At 51.5% G+C, this 26291-nt stretch carries 23 protein-coding genes; 16 read left to right on the top strand and 7 right to left on the bottom strand.

The window, feature by feature from the left end:
- Nucleotides 1–468 precede the first annotated feature (468 nt).
- The 5 genes from aceE to B2R29_RS08090 all read left to right on the top strand — a co-directional run bounded on the left by aceE (nt 469) and on the right by B2R29_RS08090 (nt 8422).
- Complete coding sequence (gene aceE, locus B2R29_RS08070; protein ID WP_301180577.1) at nt 469–3150, top strand: pyruvate dehydrogenase (acetyl-transferring), homodimeric type; 2682 nt, start codon at nt 469–471, stop codon at nt 3148–3150.
- 11 nt (nt 3151–3161) lie between these two features.
- Entirely contained in the window at nt 3162–4811 is a 1650-nt protein-coding gene (aceF, locus tag B2R29_RS08075; RefSeq protein ID WP_301180578.1) for a dihydrolipoyllysine-residue acetyltransferase, read from the top strand.
- A 22-nt stretch (nt 4812–4833) separates the two neighbouring features.
- The gene (locus tag B2R29_RS08080; RefSeq protein ID WP_301180579.1) at nt 4834–6855 is read left to right on the top strand and encodes a methyl-accepting chemotaxis protein; all 2022 of its coding nucleotides are present in this window, start codon (nt 4834–4836) and stop codon (nt 6853–6855) included.
- Nucleotides 6856–6954: 99 nt separating this feature from the next.
- Nucleotides 6955–7572 (top strand): hypothetical protein, encoded by a 618-nt coding sequence (locus B2R29_RS08085; protein ID WP_301180580.1) that lies wholly within the window; start codon nt 6955–6957, stop codon nt 7570–7572.
- A complete protein-coding gene (locus B2R29_RS08090; RefSeq protein ID WP_301180581.1) occupies nt 7547–8422 on the top strand; it encodes a M48 family metalloprotease in 876 nt (291 codons plus the stop codon). Before B2R29_RS08085 ends, B2R29_RS08090 begins: the two co-directional genes overlap by 26 nt.
- Before the next feature lie 54 nt (nt 8423–8476).
- On the opposite strand, the gene B2R29_RS08095 is transcribed toward B2R29_RS08090, so the two are convergent.
- The 4 genes from B2R29_RS08095 to B2R29_RS08110 all read right to left on the bottom strand — a co-directional run bounded on the left by B2R29_RS08095 (nt 8477) and on the right by B2R29_RS08110 (nt 13094).
- Entirely contained in the window at nt 8477–9958 is a 1482-nt protein-coding gene (locus B2R29_RS08095) for a flavin-containing monooxygenase (RefSeq protein ID WP_301180582.1), read from the bottom strand.
- 482 nt (nt 9959–10440) lie between these two features.
- Nucleotides 10441–10761: an MGMT family protein gene (locus B2R29_RS08100; protein WP_301180583.1), complete on the bottom strand. Its 321-nt coding sequence runs from the start codon at nt 10759–10761 to the stop codon at nt 10441–10443.
- A 3-nt stretch (nt 10762–10764) separates the two neighbouring features.
- Entirely contained in the window at nt 10765–11523 is a 759-nt protein-coding gene (locus B2R29_RS08105; protein WP_301180584.1) for an SDR family oxidoreductase, read from the bottom strand.
- 122 nt (nt 11524–11645) lie between these two features.
- Complete coding sequence (locus tag B2R29_RS08110) at nt 11646–13094, bottom strand: flavin-containing monooxygenase (protein WP_301180585.1); 1449 nt, start codon at nt 13092–13094, stop codon at nt 11646–11648.
- Nucleotides 13095–13285: 191 nt separating this feature from the next.
- Between B2R29_RS08110 and B2R29_RS08115 the strand changes: the two genes are divergently transcribed.
- The 7 genes from B2R29_RS08115 to B2R29_RS08145 all read left to right on the top strand — a co-directional run bounded on the left by B2R29_RS08115 (nt 13286) and on the right by B2R29_RS08145 (nt 18358).
- Nucleotides 13286–13756, top strand: a complete 471-nt coding sequence (locus B2R29_RS08115) for an FxsA family protein (RefSeq protein ID WP_301180586.1) — start codon at nt 13286–13288, stop codon at nt 13754–13756.
- 147 nt (nt 13757–13903) lie between these two features.
- Nucleotides 13904–14197, top strand: a complete 294-nt coding sequence (locus B2R29_RS08120) for a co-chaperone GroES (RefSeq protein WP_068438427.1) — start codon at nt 13904–13906, stop codon at nt 14195–14197.
- A 51-nt stretch (nt 14198–14248) separates the two neighbouring features.
- Nucleotides 14249–15889, top strand: coding sequence for a chaperonin GroEL (groL, locus tag B2R29_RS08125; RefSeq protein ID WP_301180587.1), 1641 nt, complete (start codon nt 14249–14251; stop codon nt 15887–15889).
- A 446-nt stretch (nt 15890–16335) separates the two neighbouring features.
- A complete protein-coding gene (locus tag B2R29_RS08130; protein ID WP_301180588.1) occupies nt 16336–16620 on the top strand; it encodes a coiled coil domain-containing protein in 285 nt (94 codons plus the stop codon).
- A gap of 54 nt (nt 16621–16674) precedes the next feature.
- Nucleotides 16675–17478 carry a 2,5-didehydrogluconate reductase DkgB gene (dkgB, locus tag B2R29_RS08135; protein WP_301180589.1) on the top strand — a complete coding sequence of 268 codons (804 nt, stop codon included), beginning with the start codon at nt 16675–16677 and terminating at the stop codon, nt 17476–17478.
- A 31-nt stretch (nt 17479–17509) separates the two neighbouring features.
- On the top strand, nt 17510–17947 hold the full coding sequence (locus B2R29_RS08140) for a DUF2059 domain-containing protein (protein WP_301180590.1): 438 nt from the start codon (nt 17510–17512) through the stop codon (nt 17945–17947).
- A gap of 3 nt (nt 17948–17950) precedes the next feature.
- Entirely contained in the window at nt 17951–18358 is a 408-nt protein-coding gene (locus B2R29_RS08145) for a hypothetical protein (RefSeq protein WP_301180591.1), read from the top strand.
- A 20-nt stretch (nt 18359–18378) separates the two neighbouring features.
- Here the strand turns inward: B2R29_RS08145 and B2R29_RS08150 are convergent, their stop codons facing one another.
- Nucleotides 18379–19023 (bottom strand): TetR family transcriptional regulator, encoded by a 645-nt coding sequence (locus tag B2R29_RS08150; RefSeq protein WP_301180592.1) that lies wholly within the window; start codon nt 19021–19023, stop codon nt 18379–18381.
- A 107-nt stretch (nt 19024–19130) separates the two neighbouring features.
- Between B2R29_RS08150 and B2R29_RS08155 the strand changes: the two genes are divergently transcribed.
- Nucleotides 19131–20309, top strand: coding sequence for an efflux RND transporter periplasmic adaptor subunit (locus tag B2R29_RS08155; RefSeq protein ID WP_301180593.1), 1179 nt, complete (start codon nt 19131–19133; stop codon nt 20307–20309).
- 6 nt (nt 20310–20315) lie between these two features.
- Complete coding sequence (locus B2R29_RS08160; protein WP_301180594.1) at nt 20316–23423, top strand: efflux RND transporter permease subunit; 3108 nt, start codon at nt 20316–20318, stop codon at nt 23421–23423.
- On the opposite strand, the gene B2R29_RS08165 is transcribed toward B2R29_RS08160, so the two are convergent.
- The gene (locus B2R29_RS08165) at nt 23413–23958 is read right to left on the bottom strand and encodes a nucleoside 2-deoxyribosyltransferase (RefSeq protein WP_301180595.1); all 546 of its coding nucleotides are present in this window, start codon (nt 23956–23958) and stop codon (nt 23413–23415) included. The two genes, B2R29_RS08160 and B2R29_RS08165, sit on opposite strands and share 11 nt — an antisense overlap.
- A gap of 3 nt (nt 23959–23961) precedes the next feature.
- On the bottom strand, nt 23962–24525 hold the full coding sequence (locus B2R29_RS08170; protein ID WP_301180596.1) for a hypothetical protein: 564 nt from the start codon (nt 24523–24525) through the stop codon (nt 23962–23964).
- Nucleotides 24526–24611: 86 nt separating this feature from the next.
- On the opposite strand from B2R29_RS08170, the gene B2R29_RS08175 reads away from it, so the two are divergent.
- Nucleotides 24612–25847, top strand: coding sequence for a glycosyltransferase (locus B2R29_RS08175; RefSeq protein ID WP_349677996.1), 1236 nt, complete (start codon nt 24612–24614; stop codon nt 25845–25847).
- Between the two features lie 21 nt (nt 25848–25868).
- On the top strand, nt 25869–26183 hold the full coding sequence (locus tag B2R29_RS08180) for a hypothetical protein (protein ID WP_301180597.1): 315 nt from the start codon (nt 25869–25871) through the stop codon (nt 26181–26183).
- Nucleotides 26184–26291: the final 108 nt, after the last annotated feature.

Consider the following 26291-nt stretch of genomic DNA (forward strand, 5'->3'; position numbering starts at 1 on the left):
TCGTCAGTGAAAAAGTCGCCACTGTGGCACGAAGCACAACCAGCAACACCGCGCTCGGTACCGTTAAAGAAAAGATCAGCGCCAGCTTTAAATAGCGAGGGTTTGCTTATCTTGACGTAGGCTGTCTTAGAACTGTTTGGACTAATTCAATGCAATTAACCATAGGTACTGTGCGGAAATTGGCATGATGGCGTGTCGTCACGGGACACTGGAAAAGGTGGAATGATCAATCTGGACAAAACGAGACAGAGAAACCTGATGAAACCCAACGGACATATCGATGTCCCACCATCAGGTGGAAAGTCTTAAATGACAAAATAGTCACTTTTGTGACGGGAACCGCAACTGTGAATGGTTGAGACAGAGTTTTGCGACCAGCCTCGAAATTGTTTGCGTCCCCGGCTGAGTGTTTTTCCAGACTTTATCTATACTGAGTGCAGCACATGCCCAAGGTCAGGAGCCTACCTAATGGATGATCAGGTCTACACGAACGATGCAGATCCGCAGGAAACTAAAGAATGGGTGGATGCAATCCACTCCGTTATTCGCGCAGAAGGGTTAGACAGAGCCCATTTTCTGATTGAGCGAATTGCCGAGAGGGCCACCCGTGATGGTATGCCTCTCCCGTACGCCCTGAATACCCCTTATCGCAATACGATCCCTCCTGAGAAAGAAGCGCCCATGCCCGGCGATCTCTTTATGGAGCGACGTATCCGTTCATTGGTTCGCTGGAATGCGCTGGCGATGGTATTGCGTGCGAACAAAGAAGGCGCGGGTGACCTGGGCGGACATATTTCCAGTTTTGCCTCCAGCGCAACGCTTTATGATGTTGGCTTTAACCACTTTTTCCGCGCGCCTAATGCCGACAGCGAACAGTCTCCACTCGGCGATCTGATTTATTATCAGGGGCATGTCGCTCCGGGTATTTATGCCCGTAGTTACCTGGAAGGCCGCTTTGAAGAGAAAGACCTGGAACGTTTCCGGCAGGAAGCGCTGGCGCCGGGTCTTTCATCTTATCCACACCCTAAACTGATGCCCGACTATTGGCAGTTCCCAACAGTTTCGATGGGTTTAGGCCCGTTACAGGCGATCTATCAGGCTCACTTCATGCGTTATCTTTCTGCACGCGGCCTGGTACCTCGGAAGGGGCGTAAGGTCTGGGCATTTCTTGGTGATGGTGAATGTGATGAGCCGGAGACTCTGGGGGCTATCGGTCTTGCTGGGCGCGAAAAGCTTGAAAACCTGATCTTCGTTATTAATTGCAATCTGCAGCGCCTCGACGGGCCGGTCAGGGGTAACGGGAAAATCATTCAGGAACTGGAGAGTCAGTTCCGTGGTGCGGGCTGGAACGTCATCAAGGTGGTCTGGGGACGTCATTGGGACCCATTACTGGCAAAAGATCGCAAAGGCCTGCTGCAGAAGCGCATGGATGAAACTGTTGATGGTGAATACCAGAATTACAAAGCCAAGGGCGGTAAGTACACGCGTGAGCATTTCTTTGAAAAGTATCCTGAGCTGAAAGACCTGATTAAAGACCTTAGCGACGAAGACATCTTTAAACTCAATCGTGGTGGCCATGACCCGTACAAAGTGTTTGCAGCTTATAACGAAGCGGTGAATCACAAAGGTAAGCCGACCGTGATTCTTGCGCACACCGTTAAAGGTTACGGTATGGGCGGAGAGGCTGAAGGGCAGAATCAGGCGCACCAGGTTAAGAAACTGGATATCGATAGCCTGAAGGCGTTCCGTGACCGTTTCGGTATTCCGATTCGTGATGAAGACCTTGAGCACCTGCCGTTCTATCGTCCGCCTGCGGACAGCCCTGAAATGACCTACATGCGTAAGCAGCGTGAGAAACTGGGCGGCAGCCTGCCGGTACGTACAGAAAACTGGCAAGGCCTGACGGCGCCAGAACTTTCTTTCTTTCAGGCACAACTTGACGGCACGGGTGAGCGGGAAATATCGACGACGATGGCTTTTGTTCGCATCCTGTCTCAGGTAGTGAAAGATAAGAACATGGGCGAACGTGTTGTCCCTATTGTTCCGGATGAGGCGCGCACCTTTGGTATGGAAGGTATGTTCCGCCAGATGGGTATTTACTCCTCTGAAGGTCAGCTCTATGAGCCGGTCGATCAGGGACAGGTCATGTATTATCGCGAAGACAAAAAGGGCCGTATCCTCGAAGAAGGCATCAATGAAGCGGGTGCTTTCTCGGCCTGGATGGCTGCGGGCAGCTCATACAGCACCAACGGCCTCGCCATGATTCCGTTCTACATCTATTACTCAATGTTTGGCTTCCAGCGCATTGGTGACTTTGCCTGGGCGGCGGGGGATATGCAGTGTCAGGGTTTCCTGATCGGCGCAACCTCTGGCCGGACAACGCTGAACGGTGAAGGTCTGCAACATCAGGATGGTCATAGCCACCTGCTGGCATCGACCATTCCAAACTGCATTTCGTACGACCCTACCTATGCCTATGAGATGGCTGTGATTGTTCAGGACGGCCTGAAACGCATGTACGAGAAGAAAGAAAAAGTCTTCTACTACATCACTTCTCTGAACGAGAACTATCCACACCCTGCAATGCCTGAAGGCGTTGAAGAAGGTATACGTCGGGGGATTTACCGCCTGCGCGAATCCGCAGGAACAGACAAGCCAGTGCAATTGATGGGGTCGGGATCAATTCTGCGTCAGGTCGAAAAAGCCGCTGAGTGGCTGAACGAGAAAGGCATCGCGGCCAGCGTCTGGTCTGTGACTTCATTCAACGAGCTGCGACGTGATGGTATGGCCTGTGAGCGCGAAGCGCTGCTGTCGGCGGGTCAGCGTACTCCGGAACCGTATGTGACGGCTCAGCTTAAACAAAGTGAGGGGCCGCTGATTTCTGCGACGGACCACATGAAGGCGTATTCAGATCAAATTCGTCCTTACATTCCGCAAGGTCGGGCCTATCAGGTGTTAGGTACGGACGGCTTTGGCCGCAGTGATACGCGTGATGCCTTGCGTCGATTCTTCGAAGTTGACTGGCAGCATGTCGCCTGGGCCGCAGGTTATGAGTTGATGAAAGAAGGCACACTGTCTGCCGATGAGTTAGAAAGCTGGAGAGAACAGCTTTCTATTGATGCGTCTAAACCAGATCCGCTGTACAGCTGAGGAAGGAACCGATGACAACATTGAAAATTCCTGACCTGGGTGGTTCCAGTAACGTCGAAGTCATCGAGGTGCTGGTCAGTGAGGGAGACAGCGTCGAGAAAGAGCAGGCTCTGATTGTTCTTGAGACAGACAAAGCCACGATGGAAATTCCGGCTGAAGATGAAGGTACTGTCACCGGTGTGCTTGTAAAGGTTGGCGATAAAGTCAGCCAGGGCGATGACTTTATTGAGCTGAAGGCTGCGAGCACGAGTGAAGATAGCAATACCAGTTCTGACAGTGTGAACGAAGACAGTGAAGCGCCTGGCGACGACGCTGCTCCGGAGGCTGGTGATACTGATGAGCCGGCGCAGAATAGTGCTCCTGCCAATGGTAGTGAGAGTAAGACCATACCTGTGCCTGATCTGGGCGGTTCGAAAGACGTCGAGGTCATCGAGGTGTCGGTTCGTGTCGGCGAAGAGGTCGATGAAGAGCAGTCGGTGATCACGCTCGAAACAGATAAGGCCAGCATGGAAATCCCCGCTGGCGTTGCCGGTAAAGTCGAAGAGATACTGGTTAAGATGGGGGATAAAGTCAGCGAAGGCGACCCTATGGTGGTGATAAAAACCGCTGCCTCTGCTGCTCCCAAACAAGACAGCAAGGCTATTCCAGCAAGTGCTGAAAGTAGTAACAGTGCTAATAAGCCTGATTCGGCGGCTGCACCATCGGCTTCTGAGGCCACGTCTGCCAAGAGCCAGGCTGCGCCAGCCTCATCCGCCGTTGCGTCATCTCCTTCGAAACAGATTCATGCTGGCCCAGCGGTGCGTAAGATTGCGCGGGAGTTTGGTGTCGATCTCGCGTTAGTTGCAGGCTCTGGGCCGAAAGGTCGTGTCCTGAAGGAAGACGTTCAGGCCTTTGTGAAAGAGCGTGTGAATGGTCCGGCGGCAACCGGAGGCTCGGGAATTCCGGCGGTTCCAGAAGTCGATTTTTCACAGTTTGGTCCTGTGACTAAGGAGGCTCTGAACAACATTAAGCGTGCGACTGCGCGTTCGATGACGACAGCCTGGCTGAATGTCCCTCAGGTCACTCAGTTTGATCACGCTGACATCACGGGTCTGGAAGCTTTCCGTAAGGAACAGAACGCCAACAGCGATGTGCGCTACTCTATTGTGCCGTTTGTTCTCAAAGCCATCGCGAAACTATTGAAGGAGTTTCCTACCTTCAATGCGTCGCTGGCACCGGACGGTGAATCTCTCATCATGAAGGGGTATATCCATATTGGTGTGGCAGTAGATACACCGAAAGGATTGCTGGTGCCTGTGATTCGTGATGTCGATCAGAAATCAGTTACAGAAATTACACAAGAACTGAGCGATAAGGCCAACTTGGCCCGTGAAGGTAAACTATCCTTAAAGGACATGCAGGGAGGTTGCTTCAGTCTATCCAGCCTGGGCGGAATAGGTGGTACTGCATTTACCCCAATCGTTAATCCGCCAGAGGTCGCCATTCTGGGCCTGTCACGGTCTGAAATGAAACCAGTATGGAATAGGTCTGAATTTATACCTCGCTTGATGTTGCCGTTGTCGCTTTCGTATGATCACCGTGTGATCGACGGGGCAGAAGCAGCACGCTTCAGTCAGAAACTCGTGAGTTATCTGGAGGATATGCGGCAGCTCTTGATGTAATGATTTAGCGGAGATCGTACATATGTTCAGGTCACTGATGCTTCCGGGTATCAAATTCATGGGGCGTTTAAGTTACGCCTCTAAGTTCAGCCTCATCAGTTTCCTGTTTCTGGTGCCTCTCGTGATTCTCAGCGGTCAGGTCTTTCTGGCCGCCTTTGATTCTATGAAAAAAACTGAGCGGGAAATTACAGCGGTCCGCTCGGTGGAACTCTTGTTGGTATTCGCGAAAGATCTTGAAAACGTTCGGGATGTCTCTTCAGCAGCCGTAATTCAGAATGATGAAGCGTTGAAAGAGGAAGCAACACGTCTGATCGCATCCCTCCCGCAGAAAACAAATACCCTGATTGAAAAGCTTGAAGATAACAATCTGATCACCACGATCGAAGAATGGCGCTCTCAATACCTTGGGCGCTTCAGCATTGAGGGTGAACAGCGTCAGCCCGCATTTCTTGATCAGTTCAATTATTTCCAGACCAATATCGACGAAATATATCTGACAGCGCGTCAGTACGCGCAGACATCCGGTCTGACACTCGATTCTGACGATGCTATTCAACGCCTGACATCGACACTTCTGATTGATTTGCCACAGATAGAACGGGCAGCTGGTCTCGGACATTCTGCTGGAATATATGCCTTTGCTGAGCAGTACCTTCAATCATCGACCTATGATTTGATGAATCTTATTTATGATGAAATTCTGGCCGCAGAGCAGGGCACAGAACTGGTGATGGCGAACGCTGAAGTGACCGGTGATGCGGCGCTTGCCGACAATGCAAGTAATGTCCTCAAGTTTATGAACGATTTACGAATGACGTTGGATGAAGAAGTGATTATGGCTGCCTCCATTGAACGATCGTGGCAGGATTTCCATAACTATTATCTCGAGGCGTCTTCCGTATTCGACAATCTTCGCGGCAATGCCTTTCCGTTGTTGCAAACCCGCCTCGAAGAGCGCCTGGCAGGACAGACCACGCGGGTTACCACGCTGGTTGCGGTGCTGCTCATAACCCTCTCTATTATCGTTTATCTCTATCTATCGTTCTTTATGTCAGTCCGGGCGACCATCAAAAGCTTCACCAGAACGGCTGGCGTGGTCGCAGAAGGCGACTTTACCCGTCAGATTGAAGTCGTGGGCAGTGATGAGATGGGGCAGTTACGTGATGCCTTTAATCAGATGATCGACAATATTCGCCAGACCCTGACAGCGGTAAAAGACTCGGCGTCAGAGGTAGGAGTTAATGTATCTGAGGTTGAATCTATCGCAGATCGCAGTCGCGAAGCTGTCACTGTTCAGCTGGCCCAGACGAACGAAGTCAGTACCACAATTGAAGAAGTCGCAGAGAGTGCGGCAGATGTCAGCCGTCTTGCAGAAGAAGCGGAAGAGGCTGCGCGTTCCGGACAGGGTAAATCGGATGAGGCAGGTAAGGTAGTTACGCGCGTTATGGGTGAGGTTGGTCGCCTGTCTGATGAAATGGAAAACTCCATGGCGGCGGTAAATCGCCTGGCGGAAAACTCGACCAGCATCAGCTCTATTCTTGAAACCATTAAAGGCATTGCCGAGCAAACCAATCTGTTGGCTTTGAACGCCGCTATCGAAGCCGCAAGGGCAGGTGAGCAAGGGCGTGGGTTTGCCGTTGTTGCCGATGAAGTACGCACACTGGCGAGTCGAACTCAGGGGTCCGCTCAGGAGATTGAAACCCTGATCAGCGATGTTCAGGAAAACATTGTCAAAGCAGTCGATACCATGCGCGTCAACCGCGACATGGTGGACGCCACCGTGAAGAATTCAGTTCAGGTCAGTGATACTCTGGCCGAAATTCAGCAGAGCATGGGCGATATTCAGCAGCGCACTGACCGTATCGCCGGCACGGCGGGTCAGCAACGTGAGGCGGCCACGCGCTTGCGTACTAACCTGAGTGAGATTCGTAGTACCGGTGAGGAGACGTCGCGCAACGCCGAAGGCACGGTTCAGGCCGTCGCCAAGACGCGCTCAATTGCTGAATCTCTGGGAAACAAAGTCGGCCAGTTTAAAGTTAACTGACGTCTCTGTAGGCCGATTCGGGCCCACTTGTTCTGAGTGGGCTTCTTTACTATCCCCCAATAAATGTAAACTCATGGCTTTTAAAGCCTGGGTAACTTCATGGAAGATCTCATTATTATTGGACTGCGAATGCTTGAGCGACTGCTCGTAGTTGGCTTTGGCGGCATGTCGATCTATCTCGGATATAAGCTCTTCTTTCATTTACCGCATCAGACTGATCAGAAGGGTGAAATTGAATTACCCGGAATGAAAGTCGTGCTATCCCGCGTTGGCCCCGGTGTCTTTTTTCTCGTATTCGGTGCGTTCATTCTGATTACCAATCTACATCAGGGAATAGAGACCCGCTCCGGTGGGCAAGTGTCTGCTGATACTTCACTGGCCGATGCATCCCGCAGTGAGGCCAGGCACTTTGTGGGCGCAATACCTATCGACCCTGAAAGCGATCAGAACACCACAGAGGTGAGTGAGCAGACAAGGTACGCAGCACTTGAGGCGGTCGGAGATCTTAATTGTCTGGCTCACTGGCTGGGAGAACAGGGTCAAATGACTTTGCGTCGCGAGAACCTTATTTATCATGCTAAGAAATTATATCTGCTCGACGTCTGGCATAGTGAAACGTGGGGCGCCCCTGAACAACTAACGGAGATTGAAGTACCGATCAGCGATCCTGAACTCAAAGAGGTACTGAATTATGTGTCGATGGACTGTGAGCTTTGAGCGAAGGTTTGTTTTACTCCTGTTGATGCTTTGCTCAGCGGCGGCAGAAGCCGGGCTCTATCCCCGTGTTGAACTGGAGCGGGTAAGAGAGGTTTATGGTGTAAATATTGAAGCGGTTTTATTTGACGACATACGGGCTTATCTGACGCCTGAAGAGCTTAAGTCGCTGAATAAGGTATCTCTGACCTTTCCCCTTCCTGACAACAAGGATAGCGTAGATGTTTTTGGTTTTGCGATTGATCTGAACAGTGGGCAAATGGCGTTTCCCGCTCAGGCAATCAAGTTTTTCGATGACCTTGCGTTGTCCTTTGCCTGGTATGAGCACACAGGCCAGGATCCAACAAGCATTGCAGAATATGTGGTTAATCTGCATAGAAAAGGCCTGCCATTTCTACCGCCTTTAGCCGCGCTGAATGTCCCAGAAAAAGCCTGGGAGCAGAGTCAATATGTGGACGATGTCTCTCAGAAAATTTTGAAATCAGGGTTAGCTTTTCTGCTATTGCACGAGTTAGCTCACTGGCATTTCAAGCATGGCGCATATCATGATATCTCATATGCAGCGGCCCGAAAGCAGGAGCAGCAGGCCGACGACTTCGCTCTCGAAGTAATGGCCAGAATGAAGACGCCTCCCTACGGCATGGTCGTATGGTTTCTGGCGACCTCACTTGTGACTTCCGACCGTGTGACCACCCACCCTCTCAGCCGTGATCGTCTCAATGCTATTGCTCATTCTTTGTCGGAATCCCCTGGGCGATATATTTCTTATGAAAACCGCCATTCACTGACGAAGCAGGACATTCTTCGCTTGGCTCAGGATATTCAGGATATCGCCGCACGGCTTAAGCAGTAAGGCACAAAAAAGCCCGGCATTAACCGGGCTTTCTCAATGACCAACGTTGAGCTGTCAGGCGGGACGTGGCTCGGTGGTCACAACTTTGTTGCCGTATTCGATGGTTTCTTCATCGTAGTCAGCCGTTTTAAGAGCGGCCATATCAGCGAAGTAGTTCTGGTACAGCTTCCATGGTTTCTCCATACCCTGGCGCGGCAGAGTGTGAGCCATGCGCGCGATGTAACCAGACTGCATATCAACAAATGGGCGGGTTTCCATTTTACCGTGATGGTTAACTGGCTTAGCTTCACGAGCACCGATGTGGTCCATGTGCTTCATCAGACCGCAGAACCATTTAGACAGCATGTCCGCTTTCAGTGTCCATGATGCGTTGGTGTAACCGAAAATCATACCGAAGTTCGGGATGTCTTCGAACATCACGCCGCGGTAGCTCATTTTTTCTGGCATTGGTATTTCCTGACCATCCATTGTCAGGTTCATGCTGCCGAGCAACTGAATCTTCAGGCCAGTCGCGGTAACAATGATGTCTGCTTCCTGCACTTTACCTGATTTCAGGAGAATACCGTTTTCAACAAAGCGATCGATATGATCGGTAACCACGTGGGCTTTACCTGCTTTGATTGCTTTGAACATATCGCCATTTGGCACAGCACACAGACGCTCATCCCAAGGGTTGTACTTAGGCGTGAAGTGCGACATATCGAAGTCTTTAGGCAGTTGGCTGGACACCTGCTTCTGCAGAAGCTTACGGGCCAGACCCGGGAATTTCTTACAGAAATTGTAGATCGCCAGAGTGATTGTCACATTGCGGCCACGCGTGATTTTGTAGACCCACTTTTCAGGCATAATTTTACGCATGAAGTTGATCATAGGGTCCATCTGCGGCACAGAGATCACGTAAGATGGTGAGCGCTGCAGCATGGTGACGCTCTTAGCTTTGTCCGTCATTGCTGGCACCAGGGTGACAGCGGTGGCACCAGAGCCGATTACGAGTACGTTCTTGTTTTCGTAATCCAGATCTTCAGGCCAGAATTGCGGGTGCAGTATCTGACCCTTGAAGTCATCACGGCCTTCGAAGTCAGGGGTGAAACCTTCGTTGTAGTTGTAGTAGCCAGTACAGCTCAGCAGGAATTGAGAGCGATAAGTACGTGTCTCACCATCAACTTCGACGGTCACTGTCCACAGAGATTCACTGCTTGAGTAGTCTGCTCCGAGCACTTTGTGACCAAAACGGATGTGCTCTTCGACTTTGTTTTCCTGAGCAGCTTCGCGGATGTAGTTACGGATGTCGTCACCGTCAGCGATGCCTTTCTTGTTTACCCAAGGTTTGAATTCGTAACCCAGAGTGTACATGTCAGAGTCCGAGCGGATACCAGGGTAGCGGAACAGGTCCCAGGTGCCACCAATAGCCTGACGGCCTTCCAGAATGGCGAAGCTTTTGCCCGGGCATTCTTTTTTCATGTGGCAGCCAGCACCAATGCCTGACAGGCCTGCGCCGATGATAAGAAGGTCAAAATATTCGTTTGTCTGAGACATAGTCACACCTGTTGTTATCGTTTGAGTCGGCTTGCTATCCGGGGATCAAAGGTAGCAGGCCCTCGTTGTTCAAGGGTGCCTTGCGGCTGATGGTGTGTAATTTGTCTGAAATAAAGCAAGGGGGAAAGGTGATTGACCGACACAAATCTGTACTTAATTGACACATGTCGGGAAACTCTTCTGGCAGTTGCTGCAGAATACGACGTGCTCTGGCTCTAAAAGCCCCGTCATTACTGGTTTTAAGGCCTTGGCCGCGATTGTTATATCGGTGTCCGCTACTGTTTGTTGGTATGTACTTACTATCGTTGAGTGGCTCAGGTTACCGTTTCGCCATTGATAGCTAAAAGTAATTGATTTTTTATTATTTATAGTCGGGGTCTTTGAATAAGACGGCTGGAACGTTCAACCTTTTCCGGCGGATTTCAGGTTACCGCTCCGGTTCTGGTAGGGTGCTTTAACGTCATGCCCGGTAGTTTGTGCTTTCAGGTCAACAGGTATTTCCTGTCGATTGTACCTGCGGAGGAGAACTGAACACCTTCTGAGAGCAGCCTCTGCCTCTGTTCGAGGTGGCCTGGAGAGCCACTGGGCAGGCTTATTCGTCGGTTCGCGTTGATAACGCGGTGCCACGGCAAACCTGACCCTTCGGGTAATTGAGACAGCGTACGTCCTACCCATCGTGCTCGTCCCGGAAGTCCAGCGCGCCGGGCCAGTTCACCGTAAGCTATGACTCTTCCGGCAGGAATGCCGCTCAGCGCGAGGTATAACTTTTCTTCATCAGAAGGCGTAGTGGCGTCTCTCTGCATGTGTCAGATACGGAGCGCGCCGTCGACCTCAATGACCCGGCCTGATACGTACTCATTTTCGAGTAGAAAAACGACGGCGTGAGCTATTTCTTCCGGGGTTCCCATGCGCGATGCCGGAATGCCAGAGCAGATCATCTCCAGCGTTTCAGGGCGCATGCCCGACGTCATTTCAGTGGAGATAAAGCCAGGTGCGATGGCGTTCGCACGGATATTATAGCGTGCCAGCTCTTTAGCCCAGGTGACCGCCATCGCTGCCACACCAGCCTTCGCAGCAGAATAATTCGTTTGCCCGACGTTACCTGCACGACTGATGCTTGAGATATTAATGAGGCAGCCGGGCTCTTTGTTACGCACCATGTGGCTGGCGGCTTCTCGTCCACACAGAAAGACGCCGGTCAGGTTTACATCAATCACCATCTGCCAGTTGGCCAGGTTCATCGTGGTGATTTCGTCGTTCTTTGATTTTACGAAGAGTCCGTCTCTTAAGATTCCGGCGTTATTAATAAGGCCATGAATGCCACCGAAATCTTCGTTGATCGCGTTGAACGTTGCGACAACAGACTCTTCGTCGGCAACATTACACTCGTACAGGCGTGCTTCTCCACCCAAAGCACTGATCAGCCGCTGGGTTTCCTGCATAGGCTCCGGGTTGAGATCAATGATGGCAAGGCGAGCGCCTTTCTTTGCGAGTTCTACAGCCATCGTGCGTCCGAGGCCCTGACCTGCGCCAGTGATCGCGATGGTATGTCCGTGAATATTCATGGAAAGCTCCTGAGGCGGGTGAATGCCCAGAGAGTATAGCGGTTCGCTGTCAGGCCTTGCAGGCACTGACAGCTCTGTCCGCTTTGCCCGGGCAGACCCCGGACAAATGCAACAGCAGAGACTTACTTTTTACCGTACTGCAGTTCTTTCGCAGAAATACTGCTCAGACGCAGTGAAAGGAAGTCACGGAAGTAGTTCTGATGCAGTTTCCAGGCACCCTTGGTGCCTTGTTTTGGCAGCTGGTCTTTTACGCGGGCAATATAGCCAGAGCTCAGATCAATGAAGGACTTCTTCGCCATGGATGGGTCGCTGTTGACGGGCACTACCTCGTCATACCCTTTCTTATCCATATGCTGGACAAGACGACAGAAGTAGTCGGCAATCAGGTCTGCTTTCAGAGTCCATGAGGAGTTGGTGTAACCAAATACCATCGCCGCATTCGGAACGCCTTCAAACATGACACCTCGGTAGCTCATTTTGTCGGTGACATCGAACGGTTGGCCGTCCATTGTGACATTGATCTTACCAAGAACGACGACTTTGAGGCCGGTCGCGGTGATCACAATATCGGCTTCCAGGGTTTTACCTGACTTGAGCAAAATGCCATTATCGACGAAGCGGTCGATGTGATCGGTAACCACATCTGCCTTACCTTTATAAATGGCTTTGTACAGGTCGCCTCCGGGCACCGCGCACAGACGCTCATCCCACGGGTTGTACTTCGGTGTGAAGTGCGACATGTCGAAATCTTTCGGCAGAATCTTCTTGTTGAAGTTGAAGATAAACTCACGCGCCTTCTGCGGGAAGCGTTTACAGTAATTATAAAACGCCATGGTCAGCATGATGTTACGGCTGCGGATAATGGTGTAAACGAAGCTCTCAGGCAGGAACTTACGCAGCTTGATCGCCAGCTTATCTTTGCTAGGCACCGGTACGATGTAGGTCGGTGAACGCTGAAGCATGGTGATTTTTTCTACTTCACGCGACATAGACGGGATGAGTGTCACCGCCGTTGCACCAGAGCCGATCACAACCACTTTCTTACCGGTGTAGTCGAGGTCTTCTGGCCAGAACTGAGGATGAATGATCTGGCCGTTAAAATCGTCGCGTCCTTCGAACTCTGGTGTAAAACCTTCGTCATAATCGTAATAGCCAGTACAACCAACGATATATTTTGCAGTATATACACGGGTCTCATCGCCCACCTGAGCGGTGAGTGTCCAGAGCTTATCTTTGGTGCTCCAGTTGGCATTGGTCACTTTGTGACCAAAACGGATCTTCTTATCGATGCCGTGTTCTTTAGCTGCGGCCTGAATATAGTTGCGGATATCACCGCCGTCGGCGATGCCTTTGTCGCTGGTCCATGGCTTAAAGCGGTAGCCCAGGGTGAACATATCGGAATCGGAGCGGATGCCGGGATAGCGGAATAGGTCCCAGGTACCGCCAATGGCGTCGCGAGCTTCCAGAATGGCAACCGATTTGTCCGGGCACTTTTCACTCAGGTGACAGGCTACACCGATACCGGAGAGTCCTGCGCCTGCAATCAATACGTCGAAATGTTCAGTTGCCATTTTTTACTCCAATTATTATCTGACGCGGGCACTATCCGTTTTGTAAGCGGTAAATAGTAGGGCAAAAAGGGACAAAATAAGGATGAACATGACAAGCATGGGCCATGTCTCAGGTGGCAGAATCCTTATCATGGGGTTGTATTTGCAGGATTGACCCCCATTTCACACATCAAAGCTTACGGGAGTTATACGTGCCTTTACTCTTTATATTTATCCTGGTTCCTATGGCTGAGCTGGCTGTACTGATCAAAGTCGGTAGCGCCATTGGCATTCTGTGGACCTTTGCTCTGATTCTTCTGACTGCCCTGGTCGGCGTCACCCTGCTTCGTGCTCAGGGAATGGCGACTTTGATGCGTGCCAGCGAGCGGATGCAGCAGGGCAACCTGCCTGCACAGGAGTTGGCTGAAGGTTTTCTGCTGGCTCTGGCGGGTGCATTATTGCTGACGCCGGGTTTCCTCACCGATGCGTTTGGCTTCAGCCTTCTGCTGCCCGGTATACGCGGCATTATGGCGCAGTCGATTATGAAGCGCTATAAGCCTCAGGTTATGAATCCGTTTGATCAGCAGGGCGCTCAGGACCCGTTTCAGCAGCGTCATGAGTCACAACGTCCGCGTAATGGCCGAGGTGATGTGATTGAAGGCGACTATAAACGGGAAGAATGAAAAATTTTATTCCGGGGTGTTGAAAAGCAGAACACTACCCCAATAAACAAAACCACACAGATTTTGGGGCCGCCTGATCAGCGAATGCGCTGACAGCGGGGTTTCATAACACGCAACTTATTGCATATACATTGGAGAGAACTTCAAATGAAAATCCGTCCTTTACACGATCGCGTCGTTGTTCGTCGCAAGGAAGAAGAGCAAACCACAGCTGGCGGGATTCTGCTGCCAGGCGCTGCGGCTGAAAAGCCGAATCAGGGTGAAGTGGTTGCCGTCGGTAATGGCCGAGTTCTGGATAACGGTGATGTGCAGGCTCTGGCTGTCAACGTAGGGGATATCGTTGTGTTCGGTAAGTACTCAGGTTCAAACACCATTACTGTAGACGGCGAAGAACTGCTGATTCTGAATGAAAGCGAAATCTACGGTGTGATTGAAGACTAATTGTTATCTGTCTTCTGATACGTCAAATCAACGAATTTTAAGGAAACTACCATGGCAGCAAAAGAAGTTAAGTTTGGTAATGACGCGCGTTCAAAAATGCTCGACGGCGTTAACATTCTCGCAGATGCAGTAAAAGTGACTCTGGGCCCTAAAGGCCGCAACGTTGTTCTGGACAAAGCCTTCGGTGGCCCAACCATCACCAAAGATGGCGTATCTGTTGCGCGCGAGATCGAACTGGAAGATAAGTTCGAAAACATGGGTGCTCAGATGGTGAAAGAAGTTGCTTCTCAAGCCAATGATCAGGCGGGTGACGGCACCACAACAGCGACTGTTCTGGCACAAGCGATCGTGAATGAAGGTCTGAAAGCAGTGGCTGCGGGCATGAACCCAATGGATCTGAAGCGCGGTATCGACAAAGCAACCGCAGCGGTTGTTGAAGCGCTGAAAGCTCAGGCTAAGCCATGTGAAGACAGCAAAGCCATTGCTCAGGTCGGTACTATCTCAGCAAACTCTGATGAGACCGTTGGCCGTATCATCGCTGAAGCGATGGAGAAAGTAGGCAAAGAGGGTGTCATCACCGTTGAAGAAGGCAAGGGCCTGTCTGACGAACTGGACGTTGTTGAAGGTATGCAGTTCGATCGCGGTTACCTGTCTCCTTACTTCATTAACAACCAGGAAAAAATGGTTGCTGAACTGGAAAACCCACTGCTGCTGTTGGTCGACAAGAAAATCGACAACCTGCAGGAACTGATTCCGGTACTCGAAAATGTCGCGAAATCTGGCCGCCCGCTGCTGATTATTGCTGAAGACGTAGAAGGTCAGGCGCTGGCAACACTGGTTGTAAACAACCTGCGCGGTACCTTCAAAGTGGCAGCTGTTAAAGCACCAGGCTTCGGTGACCGTCGTAAAGCCATGCTGCAGGACATCGCTGTGCTGACCGGTGGTCAGGTGATCTCTGAAGAAGTCGGCATGTCACTCGAGACAACGACTCTCGATATGCTGGGTACTGCCAAGCGCGTTGTGATCAGCAAAGAAAACACTGTTGTCGTAGATGGCGCTGGTTCTCAGCAGGACGTGACTGCGCGTGTTGAACAGATCCGTGCTGAAATCGAAGCGTCTACTTCTGACTACGACAAAGAAAAACTGCAGGAACGTGTTGCCAAACTGGCTGGCGGCGTTGCCGTCATCAAGGTTGGTGCGGGTTCTGAAGTTGAAATGAAAGAAAAGAAAGACCGCGTAGACGATGCTCTGCACGCGACCCGCGCCGCTGTTGAAGAAGGCGTTGTTGCAGGTGGCGGTGTCGCGCTGGTTCGCGCCCTGACCGGTATCACCGTAGAAGGCGATAACGAAGACCAGAATGTCGGTATTGCTCTGGCGCTGCGCGCTATGGAAGCACCGATTCGTCAGATCGCTGGTAACGCCGGTGCCGAAGGTTCAGTCGTTGTTGATAAAGTGAAAGCGGGCGAAGGTTCGTTCGGCTTCAATGCATCCACAGGTGAATACGGCGACATGATCGAAATGGGTATTCTAGACCCAGCGAAAGTGACGCGTTCATCTCTGCAGGCAGCAGCGTCAGTGGCTGGCCTGATGATTACTACCGAAGCCATGGTTGCTGAGCTGCCACAGGATGCGCCAGCAGCACCTGACATGGGTGGTATGGGTGGAATGGGCGGTATGGGCGGCATGATGTAAAAATCGTCCACTGAAGTTGGCTGCTCTTTGTTGTATCTCGCTCGCTTAGGTGAACTAAGCGTCGCTCAATACGCCTTGATCAGCCTGCCTCAGTCGTCGATTTCATTGCTGCCTGAGGTTGTTCATTCTTTGTTGTGGGCTTCTCGTGTAGGTGAACTACACGTCGAAGCCCACGCCTCGTTCATCCATCGAACAGATTGCAGACCATCGAAACCAGCGCCACGACTGAACTGCCCTTAGTAGTCAATTTACTCAAGCTGTCGAAGCTTACGCTGTTCTCTATGCATTTAAGAACGTTGCGACCTTACCGGGGAGCAATTAAAACCGGCCTCACGAGGGCCGGTTTTTTTATGCCTGATTTTTATAAAAAAGCGAACTTGTTTGGCGCATACACGTCACAAAACAGGCAACAATTTTTAAGTAGAGAAACTCAGGAGATACTTATTATGAGTGATAAACAGGCGTATGAGAAAAAACTGGAAGCTCAAATTGATGAGTGGAATGCCGACATCGATAAGCTGAAGGCAAAAGCAAAAAAAGCCAGTGCTGATGCTGAAGCGGATTACGAGAAGGAAATCGATAAGCTCGAAAGTCGTCGTGGTGATATGAATGACAAGCTCGAAGAGCTTAAGTCTGCCAGCGAAGATGCCTGGGAGGATGTAAAAGACGGAGCAGAGAGTGCCTGGAGCTCAATGTCCGACGCTGTTTCTTCTGCCGCTTCACGCTTCTGAGTAAGCGGTTCAGGCCATCTGACAGACTCTTTTAATTTTCGAGGATATTTTCTTATGAAAGACATTCCGGCACTCGGCATGGGCACTTTTCGTCTCAAAGGCGAAACCGCATATCAGGCAGTCACTGACGCGCTTGATGTAGGTTTTCGTCATATTGATACCGCGCAGATTTATGATAACGAATCTGAAGTGGGCTCCGCGCTCGCTGATTTTGAATTAGAGCGTGACGAGTTCTTTTTGACGACTAAGGTCTGGAATAGTCATCTTAATCGCACCGGTTTTATCCCCAGCGTAAAAGAAAGCCTTGAAAAGCTGTCTGTCGATTACGTGGATCTTTTACTGATTCACTGGCCATCGCCTGAAGACAATACGCCAATGGATGAATATCTCGGCGAACTCCTGAAGGCGAAACAGCAGGGCCTGACAAAACATATCGGTGTGTCTAATTTTACGATTGGTCAGCTGAAAGATGCGCTGCGTATTCTGCCAGCGGGCGAGCTGTATCTGAATCAGGTCGAAGTACAACCGTATCTGCAGAATCACGATCTGCGAGCGTTCTGTGCCTCAAATGATATTAAAGTCACGGGCTACAATCCATTTTATGTCGGCGAAGTGCTTTCTGACCCAGAGATCATTCGTATTGCTGATAAACACAGTGTCAGCCCTGCAAACGTTGCTATTTCATGGCAGTTACAGAACGGTTTGATCACCATTCCTGCATCGACCAATAAAGAGCACCTGAAAGACAACTTTAGTAGTCGCGGTTTACAGCTGGATGCTGAAGACATGATCGCTATCGGCAAACTTGATCGGGGTGACCGCAAAATTGACCCTGACTTTGCTCCAGAATGGGATTAGCATAGGCCTTCATTTGTTGAAGGAATATTGTATGAAACCATTTACGTCGACGCTTCTCACGAGCCTCTTGGTTGTCTTTTCTGCGGCATCTTGGGCGGAGGCTCCCAGTCGTGAGAGCGTCAAAGAGCTCCTTCAGGTCACTGGCGCTGGTAACATGGCAGTGCAGATGATGGAACAGATGATTCCTTCGATGAAGCGCATGGTGCCGGATGCCCCAGAAGCTTTCTGGGACGAGTTTGCCAGTCAGGTCGATGGCGGTGAGCTGGAAGACATGGTCATTCCAATCTATCAGAAGCACCTCACTCAGGCAGATGTAAATGCACAGCTGAAGTTTCTGCAATCAGATGCCGGCCAGAAAATGATCAAAGTACAGCCGCTGATCATGCAGGAATCTATGATGGTGGGCCAGGAGTGGGGCATGAAATTGATGCAACGCGCACAAGCTAAACTGAAAGAGCGTCAGGAATAATTCATGCTGAATCCTACGCTGGTTAAACAAGGCTTTATCGCCGCTGCTATCGCGAATATCAGTGGTGTTCTGATTTTCTCGAAAGGGCTGACCAATACAGCACTGATGGAAGCCGATCCGGTGGTGATGTCGTCTTTCGGTCTGATCATGATCATGGTCTGGGGGTTGGCGTACCTGGGGGCTGCTTTTACGCCGGGTAACCTGCGCTGGATTGCAGGTGCATTTGCCGTGGAGAAGCTTGTGTATGTTGTTTGCTGGCTGACTTGGTTCAGTCGGGAGAATTTGCAGGCAGTGTATGAGCAAGATCTCTTCGCGGGTATTTTCTACAGCATCTACGGCTTGAACGACGCCGTGTTTATGGTGTTTTTTGCCTGGGTATATGTGAAGAGCGCTTCAGCCGCTAAAGCCTGAATCCAGAGCTGATTCTGGTTCTAATATTTGGAGCCAGAGTCAGGGCCAAAATTTTGTTTTATCGTGATGAAAAAGCTTTCGATCATATGGCGAGCTTCTTTCTCGAAATCGATCACGTCTGGCAATATCAGCCAGAGGTAGATGATCCCCGTCAGCTGAATATGCAGGTGTGCAATGCCGCGCTCGATATCCAGATCTTCCGGAAGCTGTCCTTTGCTGATGGCTGCTTCCAGAGCTTTCCTTATTCGTTCTGACCCATCCAGGTAGTTCTGACGGTGACGCTCGTTCAGCACCGCATTGGCCTCTGTCTGCTCGCATTTCAGAAACGCAATTTCGAACCCGCGACGGCGCCGTGGATCACGGGCGATTTCGAGAGTCAGGTATTCAAGCAATTCGCGGAAACGGCTGAGCGGGTCAGGCTCTGAGGGGTCTTCAATCTGATCATGTAAGGCATCAAGAGGCGCTAAAAGGCGATCGACGATGGCCTGGAAAATGTCGTGTTTGTTTTTGAAATGCCAGTAGACGGCTCCGCGTGTCACACCCGCTTCTTTGGCGATGTCGTTTAATGATGATGCCGAGACGCCTTTGCGGTGGAAGACAACTTCAGCCGCTTCGATCAGGGTCTCGCGGGTCTGCAGGGCTTCTTCTTTAGTGCGGCGGGGCATAGGGTCTCACTGTACTACGAATGACAACTCACTGTTTCACACTATACATACATTCGTGCATGTATGTATATTGTGACCTTTAAAGTACCACCAGACTGAGGTTACTCATGCGTACATCATTCCGTTTACCAGCAGCTGCGCTGACGGTTTCATTTATTCTGGCCGCCTGCGGTGAGCAGTCGGGCCAACAGGCCGCTGGTGGTGGGCAGATGCCGCCTCCTCAAGCCGGATATGTGGAAGTCACTGCACAGCCGTTTACTCTGGTGAACGAGTTACCAGGACGTACAACGCCGTATCAGGTTGCTGAAGTTCGTCCGCAGGTAACCGGCATCATCGAAGAACGCCTGTTTAAAGAGGGCGACCGTGTTAAGGCGGGGCAGCCACTTTATCAACTCGACGACAAGCTCTATCAGGCGGCGCTGGCCAGTGCCGAAGCTGATCTCGCGAACGCCGAAGCAAACCGTGAGCTGGCAAAGCTTACCGATGGTCGTTATGACAAGCTGAGTAAGTCAGAGGCGGTGAGCCAACAAGAGCTGGAAGATGCTAACGCTAACCTCGCTGTTACCCAGGCTCAGGTTGCAGCTGCTCAGGCCCGCCGTGATACCGCCCGCATTAATGTGGAATACACGACAATTAAGGCGCCTATTAATGGTCGTATCGGTCGTTCTTCTCTGACTGCCGGGGCATTGGTGACCGCCAATCAGGCCGCAGCGCTGGTGACCATCCGTCAGCTCGATCCTATTTATGTCGACTTAACTCAGTCCTATGAAGAGCTGCGCAGCCTGCGTGCTGCTATGGCAAGCGGAGAACTGGTCACGGCAGGTAAAGACAAAGCCACTATTGAGCTCGCCTTGCCTGACGGTACTGTGTATCCACACAAAGGCACGCTGCAGTTTTCTGAATACGCGGTGGACGAGCAAACAGGTACCGTTGCTCTGCGCGCGCTGATCCCTAACCCCGATGGTGCATTGCTGCCCGGCATGTTTGTTCGTGCTCGCTTGCCTCAGGGTGAGCGTGAAAACGCCATTGTCGTCCCTCAGAAAGGTATTTCCCGCCAGCCAAATGGCTCCGCTACGGCTCTTGTCGTCGGTGAGAACAATATTGTTGAGAAGCGCACAGTGAAAACTGAGAAAGCCGTGGGTGGCAACTGGCTGATTAAATCGGGTCTGAAAGCGGGCGATAAGTTAATCGTCGACGGCCTGCAGAAAATCGGTCCGGGGATGCCAGTGACGCCTGTAGACGTCAACGCTGAAAAAGCCTCTGCACAATCTTCGGCTGAGGGTTAATAGTTTATGGCTCGTTTCTTTATTGATCGCCCGATTTTTGCCTGGGTAATCGCTATCATCCTGATGCTGGCGGGGACTCTGTCGATTCTCAATTTGCCGGTAGAGCAATACCCTCAGGTTGCACCGCCCGAAGTTCAGATTACTGCTAACTATCCGGGGGCGTCGTCGAAAGCTGTTGAGAACTCTGTGACTCAGGTAATTGAGGAGCAGATGAACGGTATCGACAATCTGCTGTATATGTCGGCTAGCAGTGATTCATCAGGTAACGCATCGATCACGCTGACCTTTGCTGCGGGGACTGATCCGGACATCGCTCAGGTTCAGGTTCAGAATAAGTTGCAGATGGCGACACCTCGTCTGCCGCAGGCGGTTCAGCAGCAAGGTGTACGCGTTGCTAAGTCGTCCGATACCTTCCTGATGGTGGTTGCCTTCACGTCTAAGGATGGCAGCATGACGCGCTCTGATATTGCTGACTTCATTGGTGCAAGCGTACAGGACTCGATTGCCCGTGTGGAAGGCGTGGGTAATACGCGTCTGTTCGGTTCTCAGTACGCAATGCGAGTCTGGCTGGACCCAAACAAACTCAATGAATACAGCCTGACACCGAACGACGTGACTTCTGCGATTCAGGTTCAGAATAATCAGGTTGCCGGTGGTCAGCTGGGTGGTACGCCGGCGGTTGAAGGCCAGCAGCTGAATGCTTCCATTGTTGTGCAGACGCTTCTGGAAACACCGGAAGAGTTTGGACGAATTCTTTTGAAAGTAACGCCTGACGGCTCTCGCGTCACTCTGGCTGATGTTGCCCGCATTGAACTGGGTTCTGAATCGTATGAAATCAGTGGTCGGTTTAACCGCAAGCCAGCGGCCGGTCTTGCTGTGACACTGGCATCGGGTGCCAACGCACTGGATACGGCGAAACTGGTTAAAGCTCGACTCGCTGAATTGCAGGAGTTTTTCCCAGACAGCCTTGAGGTCAGTTATCCATACGATACGACACCTTTCGTCGAGATTTCTATTACCGAGGTAGTGAAAACCCTGTTTGAAGGGATCGCCCTGGTCTTCCTGGTGATGTATCTGTTCCTGCAGAACTTCCGGGCGACACTGATCCCTACGATTGCCGTCCCTGTGGTGTTGCTGGGCACCTTCGCTGTTCTCTATGCGTTTGGCTTCTCGGTCAATACGCTGACCATGTTTGGTATGGTGCTGGCGATTGGTCTCCTTGTGGATGATGCCATTGTGGTGGTGGAAAACGTCGAGCGGATCATGGCCGAGGAGGGGCTTGGGCCGGTTGAAGCGACCCGTAAGTCGATGGGTGAGATTACCGGTGCTCTGGTCGGTATTGCTCTGGTGTTGTCTGCGGTATTTATCCCGATGGCGTTCTTCCCTGGCTCCACGGGCGCAATTTATCAGCAGTTCTCGATCACTATTGTGTCGGCTATGGTGCTGTCGGTATTAGTGGCATTGATTCTGACGCCAGCTTTGTGTGCCACCATGCTTAAACCGCACGACGGAGACCATCAGACCAAACGTGGTTTCTTTGGTTGGTTTAACCGGACGTTTGAGAAGGCAACGAACGGTTATCGTAATCGCGTCGACAGCACCATTCGTCACTGGGTTCGCTACGTTTTCATGTACGTACTGATTGTCGGCGTTCTGATCTTTGCCTTTATGCGTCTCCCAAGTGCCTTCTTGCCTGAGGAAGATCAAGGCATGCTGATTGCTCTGGTTCAGTTGCCAGTCGGTTCGTCTCAGGAGCAGACGATTGAGGTACTGAAGAAGATCGAGGATCACTTCCTGGATAATGAATCAGACGCTGTTCAGTCGATGTTCGCGGCTGCTGGTTTCAGCTTCTCCGGTCGAGGCCAGAACTCAGGTATCGCTTTTATTCGTCTGAAGGACTGGGATGAGCGTGATCTTGAAAAAGACGGTGTGCAGGCCATTGTCGGTCGCGCATGGGGAGCTTTTTCTCAGATACGTGAAGCTTTTGTATTCGCGATCAACCCACCTGCTATTCCTGCACTTGGTGTTGCCAGTGGCTTTAACTTCCAGTTGCAGGATCGCAGCGGTATGGGGCACGAGGCGTTGATGGGAGCCACCTATCAGATTCTTGGTCAGGCTAACCAGCACGATATGATGAGCCAGGTGCGTTATAGCGGTCTGCCTGATGCTCCTCAGTTTGATCTGAAAGTAGACCATCAGAAGGCTCTGGCAATGGGTATCCCGGTGTCTGAAATCAACAGCACGATGGCCGTTGCCTGGGGTTCAAGTTATGTGAATGACTTCCTCGACCGCGGCCAGATCAAGCGTGTGTATGTTCAGGCGGATGCACCGTATCGCATGTTGCCGGATGATATTACGGACTGGTATGTGCGTAACACCAGCGGTGAGATGGTACCGTTTTCCAGCTTCTCTGAAGGTAACTGGACTTACGGTGCGCAGCAGCTTCAGCGTTATAACGGTGTTCCATCGATCAATATCCAGGGTTCTGCTTCGCCAGGTTTCAGTACTGGTGATGCCATGGCTGCAATGGAAGACATCGCATCGCAACTTCCGGAGGGTTTTGGTTTCGAGTGGACAGGGCTTTCCTATCAGGAAGCCGAAGCCGGTAACCAGGCACCGCTTCTTTATGCGCTGTCGCTGCTGGTCGTTTTCCTCTGTCTGGCGGCTCTTTATGAGAGCTGGTCGATTCCATTCTCCGTAATGCTGGTCGTGCCTCTGGGTGTTATCGGCGCGGTGGCTGCGGCGAATTTCCGTGGCCTCGGCAACGACGTATTCTTCCAGGTTGGCCTGCTGACGACCATTGGTCTGTCGTCGAAGAACGCGATTCTGATCGTAGAATTTGCCAAGGCGTTGGAAGATCAGGGGAAAACATTGCTCCAGGCAACGCTGGATGCGACCCGGATGCGCCTGCGCCCGATTCTTATGACGTCAATGGCCTTTGGTCTGGGGGTCACACCACTGATGCTCAGCTCGGGTGCGGGTTCAGGTGCACGTCATGCGATCGGTACCGGGGTATTTGGTGGGGTAGTTGCCGCCACTGTGCTGGCGATCTTCTTTATCCCGCTCTTCTATGTTCTGGTGCGAAGGATGTCTGGGGTGAAGCTTAACGGCTGAGCCTGATCAGGACCTCTTCAAAGGCCGCTGTCTCATAGATAGCGGCCTTTTTTGGTGCTGCGATAAAGTGGCCGCTGCAGGCATGGATGCCACCATCAATCATAAGATTGTCGCGTAAGTCGAATTCTTCAATTTTTAAACCGTCACGGTCACGAAGTTGACCTTCGGGTTGTAAGTCATCGGCTCCAAACAGAGCGATCAGACGGGAGTGGTATAGGTCCGGGTCATTGGTGTAACCGTGTATTGGCTTACCCAGTCCACGAGCCAGGCCAAGTTCGTAGACAGTCCCAACGTCAGCACTGGCACCACGAAACGGCGTCAGGTTCGCAATCACGAGGTCACACTTGCGGATCAGTTCTTCGTTGGCCTTACTGATTGCAAGGCCGGTCAGTTGCTTGGTAGCAGCATTGTCTATCTGGGTATCGAGGGGGAATATCCCCTGATACCCGTAGCGCTGACACAGCTCTTTCTTGCGATTGCCCAGCTCATCCGCGTTGGCTGCGAATACTTCCGGGCCCGCAAGATAGATGTTCATGACTCAGTGATTGCCATCGACGACCGAGACTTTGTCGGCAGGAATGTTGTCATAGCTGTAGCCAAGACCCAGCATGTCGAGATACGTCTCACGAGGCAGCTTGAGTGGATTCGATTCATCAATCCAGGCGATGCCTTTCTTCTCGTAGAGCTCTTTCAGCATCGTGATGTAGGTGTTGTTCGGTTCAAGCAGGATGGCCGTGCCACCAACGTCCGGCGTCACCTTTTCTGGCTGTGAGACTTTGAGTACAACCGGAGTCTCTTCTTTACGGAAGTAGAGATTACGCATGTGTGCCTTACGCGCTGCCCAGAAGTATGCGAGCTCTTTGCTCTGGGTCAGGAAGACAGGCTCACTGGTTTCGAACTGGCGGTTGCCAATAGTGCCCAGAGTACCTTGCTCACGCTCGGCTGTCTCTGTATCGCCACCGCCTTTCAGGCCGTCTTTGAGAATAGTGTCTACCAGACCAGAGGCCGTGCCGTGATACCAGTCATCGCTGGTTGAAAAACCGTTCTCGCTGAGCAGTTGCTCGGCGTCTTTGAGGTAATCAGGAGTGGTAATGTCGCTCATTATTCAACCGTCGGGCAATTAAAAACAGGTGCGGAGTATACCAGCTTCAAAGCGGCTTTTGGTCTTATCAACGTTAAGACAATACGTTGCGCTATAATCGCGCCATGAAAACCTTTATTGCGATTGGCTACGTCTGGCCAGAACCGAACTCATCCGCGGCGGGAAGCCGAATGCTGCAGATTCTCTCCCTGATGCGGGCGAATGGCTATCGTGTGCTCTTTGCCTCGCCTGCTGACGACAGTGACCATGCTGTCGACCTCGCATCAATGGGAATCGAGAAGCATCGTATTGAGCTGAACTCATCGACTTTTGATTGCTGGCTGACGGAACAGTCGCCCGATATCGTGATGTTTGATCGCTTTATGATGGAAGAACAGTTCGGCTGGCGCGTCGAGAAGTTCGCCCCAAAGGCGCTTCGTGTCCTGGATATGGAAGATGTTCACTGCTTGCGTGATGCCCGACACCGCGCGGTTAAGGCAGGGCGCCCGGTGACTGAGTTGGAGTGGCAGACTGATATGGCCTTCCGTGAAATAGCTGCGCTGCTGCGCAGTGATCTGACGCTGGTCATTTCTGAGTATGAGATGCGTTGGCTGCAGGACAGCTTTCCGATAGATCCTGCAAAACTTGTTTACCTGCCGTTTATGCTCAGACAGTTCAGTCAGAATGTAAAAACGTTCATTGAACGCGAGCACTTTGTCTCTATAGGCAATTTCCGACATGCCCCGAACTGGGATGCAGTGCTGCAGTTGCGCGAGCTGTGGCCGGACATTCGTCGTCAGCTTCCTTCGGCAGAACTTCATGTCTACGGAGCTTACCCGCCGAAGAAAGCAACACAATTGGATAGCCCTGCACTCGGGTTCAGAGTTAAAGGTTGGGCGCCATCTGCTGAGAAGGTAGTCAGTGAGGCTCGGGTGATGCTGGCGCCTTTACGTTTTGGCGCGGGCCTCAAAGGTAAATTACTCGACGCTGCAGTTCTGGGTACCCCCGCGGTCACCTCAGGTATCGGCGCCGAAGGTATGTACGGTGACGAGCCAGCACCGGCCCTTATTGCTGATGAGGTCAGCGACTTCGTCGAATCTGCAGTCAGGCTCTACAGTGATGAAATTGTTTGGTCCGATTACAGTGCAAGGGGGCCGGATCTGGCCATCAACAGGTTCGATGAAGCCAGGCATGGCCAGAATTTACTAGGTCGTCTTGATGAGGTGCTCAGTGGCCTCGAAAGACACCGCCAGCGCGACTTTATTGGTGGTATGCTTCGCCACCATAGCCTTAAGAGCACGCAATATATGGCGCAGTGGATTGAGGCAAAAAACCGTCACTAACTAAGCAGTCTGGAGGGCCAGATGCAGTTATCTTACAAAGCATTGATCAGCCTCTGGACGTCAGCACTTATGCTGATTTCTCCTTTTCTGTTTATTGTCTTCGCCACTGCACTGGCTGAGTTTCTGGGCTGCGACCTGATGTCCTCGGTTGGCGGCGTCTGTCACCTTGGCGACGTGAATATAGCGGACCTGCTCTATGGGCTGTCTTTGCTGGGCTGGACTCTGCTGGTTGGTGTGCCTGTTGGGTTAATTCTGGCCCCAACTTGCTGTATCTGGTGGCTGCATTGTATGCGTAAAGAGCGTAGCCGCAGGCCTTATCGGGCGACTCATATCTGAGCACTGGTTAATTTTTACAGACAGGTGTAAAGTATCTGAAGTTCGTCGATGTATGGGGTTATTCCGACGACAGACACCCGGCAGCTTTATTGCCCGGTGTGACAGCAA

The organism is Thalassolituus sp. UBA3500 (genome assembly GCF_002377545.1).
Classification (GTDB): domain Bacteria; phylum Pseudomonadota; class Gammaproteobacteria; order Pseudomonadales; family Oceanobacteraceae; genus Thalassolituus.

Bases quoted from the DNA above. Each gene is read 5' to 3' on its own strand.
- aceE (WP_301180577.1), top strand. From the start codon at position 469: ATGGATGATCAGGTCTACACGAACGATGCAGATCCGCAGGAAACTAAA.
- aceF (WP_301180578.1), top strand. From the start codon at position 3,162: ATGACAACATTGAAAATTCCTGACCTGGGTGGTTCCAGTAACGTCGAA.
- B2R29_RS08080 (WP_301180579.1), top strand. From the start codon at position 4,834: ATGTTCAGGTCACTGATGCTTCCGGGTATCAAATTCATGGGGCGTTTA.
- B2R29_RS08085 (WP_301180580.1), top strand. From the start codon at position 6,955: ATGGAAGATCTCATTATTATTGGACTGCGAATGCTTGAGCGACTGCTC.
- B2R29_RS08090 (WP_301180581.1), top strand. From the start codon at position 7,547: ATGTGTCGATGGACTGTGAGCTTTGAGCGAAGGTTTGTTTTACTCCTG.
- B2R29_RS08095 (WP_301180582.1), bottom strand. From the start codon at position 9,958: ATGTCTCAGACAAACGAATATTTTGACCTTCTTATCATCGGCGCAGGC.
- B2R29_RS08100 (WP_301180583.1), bottom strand. From the start codon at position 10,761: ATGCAGAGAGACGCCACTACGCCTTCTGATGAAGAAAAGTTATACCTC.
- B2R29_RS08105 (WP_301180584.1), bottom strand. From the start codon at position 11,523: ATGAATATTCACGGACATACCATCGCGATCACTGGCGCAGGTCAGGGC.
- B2R29_RS08110 (WP_301180585.1), bottom strand. From the start codon at position 13,094: ATGGCAACTGAACATTTCGACGTATTGATTGCAGGCGCAGGACTCTCC.
- B2R29_RS08120 (WP_068438427.1), top strand. From the start codon at position 13,904: ATGAAAATCCGTCCTTTACACGATCGCGTCGTTGTTCGTCGCAAGGAA.
- groL (WP_301180587.1), top strand. From the start codon at position 14,249: ATGGCAGCAAAAGAAGTTAAGTTTGGTAATGACGCGCGTTCAAAAATG.
- B2R29_RS08130 (WP_301180588.1), top strand. From the start codon at position 16,336: ATGAGTGATAAACAGGCGTATGAGAAAAAACTGGAAGCTCAAATTGAT.
- dkgB (WP_301180589.1), top strand. From the start codon at position 16,675: ATGAAAGACATTCCGGCACTCGGCATGGGCACTTTTCGTCTCAAAGGC.
- B2R29_RS08140 (WP_301180590.1), top strand. From the start codon at position 17,510: ATGAAACCATTTACGTCGACGCTTCTCACGAGCCTCTTGGTTGTCTTT.
- B2R29_RS08145 (WP_301180591.1), top strand. From the start codon at position 17,951: ATGCTGAATCCTACGCTGGTTAAACAAGGCTTTATCGCCGCTGCTATC.
- B2R29_RS08150 (WP_301180592.1), bottom strand. From the start codon at position 19,023: ATGCCCCGCCGCACTAAAGAAGAAGCCCTGCAGACCCGCGAGACCCTG.
- B2R29_RS08155 (WP_301180593.1), top strand. From the start codon at position 19,131: ATGCGTACATCATTCCGTTTACCAGCAGCTGCGCTGACGGTTTCATTT.
- B2R29_RS08160 (WP_301180594.1), top strand. From the start codon at position 20,316: ATGGCTCGTTTCTTTATTGATCGCCCGATTTTTGCCTGGGTAATCGCT.
- B2R29_RS08165 (WP_301180595.1), bottom strand. From the start codon at position 23,958: ATGAACATCTATCTTGCGGGCCCGGAAGTATTCGCAGCCAACGCGGAT.
- B2R29_RS08170 (WP_301180596.1), bottom strand. From the start codon at position 24,525: ATGAGCGACATTACCACTCCTGATTACCTCAAAGACGCCGAGCAACTG.
- B2R29_RS08180 (WP_301180597.1), top strand. From the start codon at position 25,869: ATGCAGTTATCTTACAAAGCATTGATCAGCCTCTGGACGTCAGCACTT.